At 73.7% G+C, this 8,058-nt stretch carries 7 protein-coding genes; 6 read left to right on the top strand and 1 reads right to left on the bottom strand.

Translation table 11 applies throughout. The annotated features are described in order from the left end of the window. From B0E53_RS30375 to B0E53_RS30355, 5 genes are all read left to right on the top strand, one after another. On the top strand, positions 1–2,894 hold a 2,894-nt coding region (locus B0E53_RS30375), incomplete at its 5' end, for an ATP-binding protein (RefSeq protein WP_107079135.1). Between the two features lies 1 nt (position 2,895). After that, a complete protein-coding gene (locus B0E53_RS30370) occupies positions 2,896–4,827 on the top strand; it encodes a hypothetical protein (RefSeq protein WP_107079134.1) in 1,932 nt (643 codons plus the stop codon). Next, complete coding sequence (locus tag B0E53_RS30365) at positions 4,824–5,384, top strand: hypothetical protein (RefSeq protein ID WP_107079133.1); 561 nt, start codon at positions 4,824–4,826, stop codon at positions 5,382–5,384. The genes B0E53_RS30370 and B0E53_RS30365 overlap by 4 nt, the downstream gene beginning before the upstream one ends. After that, positions 5,381–6,556: a M23 family metallopeptidase gene (locus B0E53_RS30360; protein WP_107079132.1), complete on the top strand. Its 1,176-nt coding sequence runs from the start codon at positions 5,381–5,383 to the stop codon at positions 6,554–6,556. Before B0E53_RS30365 ends, B0E53_RS30360 begins: the two co-directional genes overlap by 4 nt. Positions 6,557–6,569: 13 nt before the next feature. Beyond that, positions 6,570–7,169 (top strand): hypothetical protein, encoded by a 600-nt coding sequence (locus B0E53_RS30355; RefSeq protein ID WP_107079131.1) that lies wholly within the window; start codon positions 6,570–6,572, stop codon positions 7,167–7,169. A 7-nt stretch (positions 7,170–7,176) separates the two neighbouring features. Here the strand turns inward: B0E53_RS30355 and B0E53_RS30350 are convergent, their stop codons facing one another. Beyond that, a complete protein-coding gene (locus tag B0E53_RS30350) occupies positions 7,177–7,737 on the bottom strand; it encodes a hypothetical protein (protein ID WP_107079130.1) in 561 nt (186 codons plus the stop codon). A gap of 123 nt (positions 7,738–7,860) precedes the next feature. Between B0E53_RS30350 and B0E53_RS38775 the strand changes: the two genes are divergently transcribed. Further along, the coding region (locus tag B0E53_RS38775) for a hypothetical protein (protein ID WP_210406275.1) at positions 7,861–8,058 on the top strand (198 nt) is incomplete at its 3' end.

The following is an 8,058-nucleotide window of genomic DNA, read 5'->3' as shown; positions in this document are numbered from 1 at the left end:
CCCGCCCGGCGGCGCACGCCGCCCCCGAACCGCCGGAGCAGCCCGCCCTCGAACCGACGCCGGCCACCCGGACCCGGGTGCCCCACCAGGTGGGCGACCGGCTCCCGGCGCTCCGGTCCACCCCGGAGCCGGAGCCGGCCGAGCCCGAGAGCCCGGTCGAGCGCCCCGCCCGGCGGACGGCCGAACCGGCCCGGCCGAACGGACGCGAGATGGCCACAGCGCCCACCCGCGAGGTGATCCCGCCGCCCGCGCGCGAGGTGGCCCCGCCCCGCCAGCGGTCCCCGGAGCGCAGCGGCAAGCCCACGAAGCCGGTCCGGGTCCGGGCCCCGAAGATCAAGTTCGGCGACCGGGACCCCTCGGTCGAACTGGCCATCACCGAGATCGCCGGCCACCTCACCTTCACCCCCAACACGGTCACCGCCTGGTACTGGCTGCCCGAGGTGCGCTGGGCGTTCCGCCCTGACGCCGAGCGCGAGGCGCTGCTCTCCGCGATCTCCGAGCAGTACGCCGGCCTGGCCGGCTTCCGGCTGCACCTGCGCCGCACCACCCGGCCGTTCCCGGCCGACGAGTGGGCCCGCACCATCGACGCGCACACCGCCGCCCCGCTGCCGGACGTGCCCGGCACCACCGGCTGGGCCGACCACCTGGTCGCGGCGCAGCGGCACCTGATGGCGGTCAACCACGCCGAGGGGCAGACCTACCTGGGCGTCCCCTTCGCCCGCCGGTCACTCGGGGACTCGCTCACCGAACGGCTGCTGCGCACCTTCGGCCGGGGCACCGCCGACGGCGAGCGGCGCCGGCTCGGTCGCACCGTCGAGCAGTTCGACGAGGTGCTCGGCGCGTTCGGCATGCGTGGCCGCCGGGTCACGGCGCAGGAACTGGAGTGGCTCCTCTACCGCTCGGTGGCGCTCTGCATGTCGCCGCCCGGCGTGCTCTCCCCCATCACCAACGGCCGGTGGGAGCGCGGTGACCTGCTGGCCCTCACCGAACAGGTCGAGCGCTACCGCACCCCCTACGGCTCCACGGTCAAGCTGGTCAACCGGATGACCGGCGAGGAGCGGCACGTGGCCGTGCTCGCGGTCGGCCGGATGGAGCCGCTGGAGATCCCCGAGCGGCACGAGCCCTGGCTGCACTTCCACGAGCGGCTGCCGTGGCCCATGGAGCTCTCCACCCGGGTCGACATCCTCGGCCCCGGCGACTCCTTCCGGAACCTCGAACACCGGCTCCGGATGATCCGCTCCCAGCAGCTCGACTACGCCGAGCACGGCATCGACGCCCCTCCCGAGCTGGAGCGGCTGGCCAAGCGGGCACTGGTGATCGGTGACGAGATGACCACCGGCCTGCCGGTGGACTCGGCCCGCGCGCACGGCTGGCACCGGATCGCGGTCGGCGGCCGGACCCGCGAGGAGTGCCTGGAACGGGCCCGGCGGCTCATCCAGCTCTACTCACGCGAGCTGCGCATCTCGCTCCAGCACCCGAAGAACCAGGACTGGCTGGCCCGCGAGTTCATTCCCGGCGAGCCGATCGCCAACACCGGCTACGTCCGGCGGATGCCGGTCAACCTGCTCGCCGCCGCGCTGCCCCAGGCCGCCTCCACGGTCGGCGACCGGCGCGGCGACCTGATCGGCCGGACCGCCGGCACCTGCCGCCGCCCGGTCTTCCTCGACCTGCACTTCCCCATGGAGGTACGCGAGCGCTCCGGCCTCGCCGTCTTCGTCGCCGAGCCCGGCGGTGGCAAGTCCACCCTGCTCGGCGCGCTCGGCTACCTGGCCGCCCGGCGGGGCGTGCAGGTGACCCTGCTCGACCCGTCCGGCCCGCTGGCCCGGCTCTGCGCCATGCCCGAGCTGGCGCCGTACTCGCGGGTGCTCAACCTGACCGGCTCGGAGCAGGGCACCCTGGCCCCGTACGCGCTGATCCCGACGCCGCTGCGCAGCGAGTTCGGCGCCGGTGCGGCGGGCGACCGCGAGTTCGAGATCGCGATCTCCAACGCCCGCGCCGAGCGCCGGATGCTGGTGCAGGACATCTGCATGATGCTGGTGCCGCCGCAGGTGGCCCGGGAGGCGTCCACCGCCACCCTGTTCCGGCACGCCGTACGTCAGGTGCCGGCCGAGGAGACCTCCACCCTGGACGACGTGGTCGCCTGCCTCCAGGGGCTGGACGACGACGCCGGCCGGGAGCTGGCCAATCTCCTCCTCGACACCGCCGAGATGCCGCTGGCCATGCTCTTCTTCGGCCGGCCGCCGGAGGGGCTGCTCGGCGCCGACGCGGCACTCACCGTGATCACCATGGCCGGGCTCCGGCTGCCCGACCTCAAGATCGAGCGCGAGTACTGGTCGGCCGAGGAGGCGCTGGCCCTGCCGATGCTGCACACCGCGCACCGGCTGGCCGTGCGCCGCTGCTACGGCGGCTCGATGTCCTCCCGGAAGCTGGTCGGCCTGGACGAGGCGCACTTCATGGAGGGCTGGCGCTCCGGCCGGTCGTTCCTGGTCCGCCTCGCCCGCGACTCCCGCAAGTGGAACCTGGCCGCGCTGGTCGCCTCGCAGAACCCGAAGGACATCCTCGGTCTCGACGTGCAGAACCTGGTCTCCACCGTCTTCGTCGGCCGGATCGCCGAGGACAGCGAGATCGCCTCCGAGGCGCTGCGGCTGCTCCGGGTGCCGGTCAACGACGGCTACGAGGCCACCCTCGCCTCGCTGTCCCAGGCCGACAGCGGCTCCGCCGCCCGGCTCGGCTTCCGCGAGTTCGTCATGCGCGACGTCGACGGACGCGTGCAGAAGGTTCGGGTCGACGTGTCGTACGTTGACGGGCTGCTGGAGCACCTGGACACCACCCCCGCCGCGGTCGCCCAGGCCGCCGGCCAGTTGCCGACCGTCCTGGCTGATCTGGAGGCGTGACATGGCGAGGGCCCGGGCACGGATCGCGGCGCTCCTCCTCGCGCTCGGCGTACTGGCCGGGGCCACCATCTCCTGGCCGCTGGTCGGGGCGACACCCGCGTACGCCGCCGTGCCGGCCGCCCAGGCCCGGGCCGAGTTGTGCAGCACCAAGGAGTGGCAGGCCGACTTCCGCGCCTGCGTGGCCAAGCTCAAGGCGGTCAGCGAGGACCAGGTCGAGTGCCGGAACGCGCCGGTGCCCGGCGCGCCGGACTCCGGCCTGGCCGGCTGGTTCGCCTCCCGCCCCGACTCCGCCAAGCAGCCCGGGCCCAAGGGCCTCTACAGCGACTACGGCTACGCCGGATACAGCTACACGACGTACGACGTCGACGGCGGCTGCGCCTCCTCGGTGCTGCATCCGGACTACCGGTTCACCACCATGGTGGCGAACGGCGAGTTCATGTTCGCCAACGCGATCATCGGGGCGTCCAACGCGCTGCGCGAACGCGCCTGGGACCCGCGCACGATGTGGCGCTGGGCGGACCCGCTGGTGGAGCAGGCCACCAAGGCCGTCTACCAGAAGGTGTTCAGCGTCTTCGGAATCATCACGATCTGCGTGGTCGGCCTCTACCTGCTCTGGCGGTCACGCCAGTCGGACATGAGCAACGCCATGACCACGGCCGGCTGGGCGATCCTGGTCATGGTGGCGGTGACCGCCCTGGCCGCCTGGCCGGTGAAGTCCGCGAACATCGCCGACAACACCCTGATCACCACCCTCGGCGTGGTGCACGACGCCGTCGGTCCGGCGTCCAGGGACACGCCGCCCGGCCAGTGCGACGACCCGAACCCCGCGGCGTGCAAGGACCACCGTCCCCCGGCCGTGCGCGCCAGCGACACCGCGACCGAGACGATGCTCTACCGGAACTGGCTGCGCGGCGTGCTGGGCTCGGCCGACAGCGAGACCGCCAAGAAGTACGGGCTGGCGCTCTACGACGCCAAGTCACTGACCTGGGACGAAGCGGAGTCGATCCGCTCGAACCCCGCCACTCGCGAGGTGGTCATAAAGGCCAAGCAGCAGCAGTGGGCGAAGGTCGCCGAACAGATCAAGTCGGAGGACCCGGAGGCGTACGAGTACCTCCAGGGCGTTCGGGACATGGACCGGATCGGCGCGGGCTTCATCGCGGTGCTGGCCTCGCTGCTCTTCGCGATGTTCGACCTGACCGCCTCGCTGCTGGTGCTGCTCGGCTTCCTGATCTTCCGCTGGGCCGTGATCGCCGCGCCGATCCTGGGCACGGTCGGGCTGATGCGCCCGGCCAGCGCCGGCCTGCGGCGGCTGGCGAACGCGGTGGTCGCCGCGGTGTTCAACATCGCCATCTTCGGCACCGGCGCGGCCATCTACCTGTTCGCGGTGGACCTGATCATGAACACCCCCACCCTGCCCGGCTGGCTCCAGGTGGTCCTGGTCTGGCTCTGCGGCGTGGTGGGCTGGCTGCTGCTCCGCCCGTACCGGCGGATCACCCAGCTCGGCGGCAAGGACAGCAGCGAGGCGGTCAGCTCGGCCGGCTCCTGGCACCGGCGGTTCTTCCGGGACATGCGGGTCGCGGCCCGCCTCGACGTGTCCGAGCCGGGCGGCACGGCCGAGCCCGCGATGGGGCGGCGGCGCGGCGTCCCGGCCGACCAGCGCAGCCTCCGGCCGGAGGCCCGGCACGAGGATCCGGCGCACACCGTCACGGCGGTCGAACGGGAACGGCCGGACGGGCGGGAGCGCCCCGAGCAGGCGCCGGCGACCGAGTCCGGGTCCGGGCACCGCGGCACTGCGCCCCGCCGCCAGCCGGCGGGTTGGTCCGGACCCGACGTGCCCGAGGAAGCACCTGCCTTCGCCGTCTACCGGCCGGACTCGGCCGACCGCGCTCCGGCGCCGAAGCCGGCGCCGCGGGTTCGCACCGAGGCGCGGTGAGACCGGTGCGGCGGGCACTCGAATTCCTGGTCACCCGGTTAGTGCGGTCCCGGCTCGGCGTCGCCCTGGTGATCGCCGTCCTGATCTTCGGTGTGATCGGCGCGGCCCGGCTGGTCTCCGGCCCGGTGGACTCGACCACCGGCCTGAGCACCCGCCCGAGCCAGCCGATCAGCACGGTGGACCCGCACGCCGGTGACGACGGGGTGCTGTCGAGCCCGCCGGCGGCGGTCTCCCCGAAGACCCGGGTGGGCGAGGCCACCCCCGAGCAGACCGCGAGCCGGTTCACGACGGCCTGGCTCACCGGCCCGGGCAGCAGCGGCGACGCCTGGCAGGCCCGGCTGCGGCCGCTCTCCACGCCCGCGCTCATCGAGAAGATGACCGGCGCCGACCCGGAGAGCGTGCCCGCCCGCCGGACGGCCGGCGCGGTGACCCTCCGGCCGCGGACCGAGTCCTTCGTGGAGGCCCTGGTCCCGCTCGACAACGGCCGCCTCCGGCTCGAACTGGTGGCCCCGGACGGTCTCTGGCTGGTGGACGCGGTCGACTGGGAGCGGCAGTGAGCGCGGCGTCCGGCGTCACCGCGCCGGTCCGCCGCAAGCTGCGGGTCGGGGTGCTGGTCACCGCGATCACCACGGTGCTCACCCTGCTGTGCTGCGTCGGCGGGGCGGGCGCGTTCCTCCTCACCGAACTCGGCGGCGACCAGAAGGACGGCGTGCTCGCCGGTCTGAACTGTGACCCGGCCTACCAGGTCAACCTCACCGGGGACATGCCGCGCTTCACCGAGTACGGCGAGGGCCAGCTCCGCAACGCCGCCGTCATCATCAAGGTCGGCCAGGACATGAAGGTGCCCGCCCGCGGCTGGGTGATCGCGCTGGCCACCGCGATGCAGGAGTCCGCACTGCGCAACCTCGCCAACAGCACCATTCCGGCGTCGCTGGCCCTGCCGCACGAGGGCGTCGGCGCCGACCACGACTCGCTGGGCCTGTTCCAGCAGCGGCCCGGCTGGGGCAGCGTCGAGCAGCGGATGACGCCCTCCTACGCGGCCCGGAAGTTCTACGAGAAAATGATCAAGGTGCGGAACTGGCAGCAGCGGCCGCTGACCGTGGTGGCGCAGCGGGTGCAGGTCAGCGCCTTCCCGGACGCCTACGCCAAGCACGAGGACCTGGCCGGCCGGATCGTGGACGCGCTCGCCGGCGGGGCCGCGAGGACCGTCGAGATCGCCGGCAAGGCGGTCTGCGACGCCGCCGCCGGCGCCCGGATCGCCGCCTCCGGCTGGACCGCGCCACTGCCCGGCGGGGTGGTCTCCGGTTTCCGCACCTCGGAGCGCCCCAGCCACAACGGGGTCGACCTCGCCGCGGACAAGCGCACCCCGATCCACGCCGCCTCGGCGGGCCGGGTGCTGGTGGCCCGCTGCGACCCCGACCGCTCCGGGCGGCGGGACTGCGACCGGGACGGCTGGCCGGGCAAGGGTGGTTGCGGCTGGTTCGTCGACGTCCTGCACGCCGGCGGCTACATCACCCGCTACTGCCACATGATCGAGCGGCCCCGGGTGACGCCCGGCCAGCTCGTGGAGGCGGGCGAGGTGATCGGCCTCTCCGGCACGAGCGGCAACTCCTCCGGCCCGCACCTGCACTTCGAGGTGCACATCGACAGCGACCGGTCCAGCCGGGGTGCGATCAACCCGGTGCCGTTCATGCGCGAGCGGGGCGCCCCGGTGGACGGGACCGCGTGAGGCGCACCGGCACATGAGCAACCCGCTGCCCGACCCCTTCGCGGACCGGCCCGACTGGGCCCCCCTGCCGCCCCGCCCCGTCGAGATCGTCCCCGCCACCGGCCGGATCGAACTGCGGGGCCGCCGCGTGCTGGTCGGCCTGCCCGGCCTCGGCTGGCGTGGTGACCTGCGCGCCGACGAACGGGTGGTGCAGGGCAGCCGGACCTACGTGCCGGTCATCCCGGAGCACGAGTGGTACCGCGCCGAGTCCGAGCAGGTGGAGGTCTTCGCGCCGCTGGTGCCGGTGGAGCGGGTCTGGGTGGAGACGGTGGGCGAGCGGCGGTCGAGCGCGGGTCCGCCCGAGCCGGGCATCCGGCTGGTCTCGCTCGACGCGCCCAGCCGGCGCCCGCCCACGCCGGTCTTCGAGGCCGACTCGGTCACCGGTCGGCGGGTGGTGCACGTGACCGGGGCGACCGAGCAGCGCGACCTCCGCGCGGTCACCGAGTCCTACTCCGGCGCGGACGGGGACATCTGCGTCCGGGTGGCCCCGGAACTGGAGTGGTACCGCTGGGCCTGGCGCGGCCAGGCGCCGACCACCATGGAGGTAGCCGTCCACCTGCTCTGGCTGGAGTGATCGGCAATCAGCCGATCTTGCTGCCGCCACACACTCGCCAGCCGTCCGTATTGACGACGTGGAAACGCCAGACCTCCCGCCGGCTGCTCCGCGGCTGGCCGTTCGACGAGCTTGAGATGGCCAGCGTCGTTGTCACCGACTCACCCTCCCCGTCCTTTGCGCGGGCGAGGGGACCCCAGCTCACCTTGACGACAACGTTGAAGTTGGCCTCTCTCTGTTCCAGCTCGGTCCGGAGAGCGCGGACCGCATCGAGGTCGGCCCCGGACGCGCAGGTGAACTCCTTCGCCTTGGTGTCGTTGCGGTCCACCAGGAAGGTCTGGATGTAGTTGGCCACCACGACATCGGGGGCGCTGCGGTCGGGAGCGGTTGCGCGGTCGTACAGCACGAAGCCGACGACCGCGCCGCCGGCGCAGAGCAGCGCCAGCACCCCGGCGACCACGGCGAGAACGGTGCGCAGCCGCCGCTTCGGGCGTACCGGCGCCGGAGCGGGCGCGGGCGGCGCCAACGGCTCGGGCGGGGTCCGCTGCGCCGGTACGCGGGAGACCTGGGAACCGGCGGGGGGCTGCACTGATTCCACCTCCTGAGGCTATCGGCTGCGCGCCGCGTACCCAATGCCTCAGAACTGGCGGATCGTGGCGAACCGCCGGGCGGGCGGCGACCCCTTCGACGCGGGGCGGGCGGCGTCCGGCGGGTGAGGCTGTTCACCGCTGAGCCGGGCACCGCGCCGACCGACATCCCGGAGGACGGCCCCGGGCTGGGATACCGTCACCACTGGGGAGGAGATGTCGGCCTCGGGAAGAGAGGTGGACGGGTGGCGAGTCCGAAGGCGCGCGCCGGCCGGGCCGCCGCGCTGCACCGCAGGGCCGAGGCCACCGCTACCGCGGCGGCC

Source organism: Micromonospora sp. MH33, assembly GCF_003013775.1.
GTDB classification, from domain to species: domain Bacteria; phylum Actinomycetota; class Actinomycetes; order Mycobacteriales; family Micromonosporaceae; genus Micromonospora; species Micromonospora fulviviridis.
The sequence above is the reverse complement of the archived record's forward strand: the minus strand, read 5'-3'. Positions and strand labels throughout refer to the sequence as shown.